At 74.6% G+C, this 1,103-nt stretch carries 1 protein-coding gene; it reads right to left on the reverse strand.

Annotation, left to right across the window (positions count from 1 at the left end; translation table 11 throughout):
* Positions 1 to 87: 87 nt before the first annotated feature.
* Positions 88 to 1,103, reverse strand: a 1,016-nt coding sequence (locus tag F8A92_RS18450; RefSeq protein ID WP_194291594.1) for an ATP-binding protein, incomplete at its 5' end; no start/stop codon positions are given.

Here is a 1,103-nt window from a genome sequence, read left to right on the forward strand (position 1 = left end):
CGTCCCGCGCAGGCAGCGTGCCGCTGCCGCGTCGCGCCGGCGCGGTCTCCGGATCGCGGCGCTGCGGAGCCGCACGCGCCTGCTGGCTCACGGCCCGTCCGCGGGATCGGTGGCGATCTGCTTGCCGAGCTTCTGGTACTCGCGCCGGACGGCGAGCTGCAGGTGGCGCATCCGGACGGCGCCGCCGTCGGAGGCGGCGAGATATGCCGCGGCGAGCGCGACGTTGCGGATCTGGCCGCCCGACAGCGGGTAGCCGGCGGCCAGCGCGGTGACGTCCACATCGGCCGCGACCGGCGCCGCGGGCCCGAGCGCCTGCTGCCAGAGCCGCCCGCGGGCCGGCTCGTCGGGGAACGGGAACCGGACGTCGAAGGCCAGCCGGCGCAGGAACGCGTCGTCGAGATTGCGACGCAGGTTCGTGGTCAGGATGGTCAGGCCCTGGTGCTCCTCCATGCGCTGCAGCAGGTAGGAGATCTCGATGTTGGCGTAGCGGTCGTGCGCGTCGCGCACCTCCGATCGCTTGCCGAACAGGGCATCCGCCTCGTCGAACAGGAGCACGACGTCGCAGTCGGCCGCCGCCTGGAAGATCGCGTCGAGGTTCTTCTCGGTCTCCCCGATGTATTTGGAGACCACCGCGGCGAGGTCGACCTTGCGCAGCTGGCAGCCGAGCTCGCCCGCGATCACCTGCGCGGCCGCGGTCTTGCCGGTCCCGGACGGTCCGGAGAACAGCGCGTGGGTGCCGGCCGCGCCGGTGCGGCCCAGGCCCCAGTCGCGCAGCACGACGTCGCGGTGACGGGCGCGCTCGCACATCTCGGCGAGCTGCGCGCGGGTGTCGGGCTCGACGACCAGGTCGTCCCACGTGTGCGTCACGTCGACGCGGCGCGCCACCCCGTCGACGGCCCGCCCGGCGAGCTCGCCGGCGGCGGTCCGCAGGTCCGCGACGTCCGGGACGGGGCATTCGGTCAGGCTCCGGCGCGCGCGGGCGATGGCGACCGCATCGCCGATCTGGCCGGCGTGCAGCCGGTACGAGGACGCGAGCGCAGTCGACTCCGCCGGCGGCAGGGCGAGCCCGGCGTCGTCGAGGTGACCCTGGTTCATCCGGCCGT

Origin of the sequence: Cumulibacter manganitolerans (genome assembly GCF_009602465.1) — a bacterium.
GTDB lineage: Bacteria > Actinomycetota > Actinomycetes > Mycobacteriales > Antricoccaceae > Cumulibacter > Cumulibacter manganitolerans.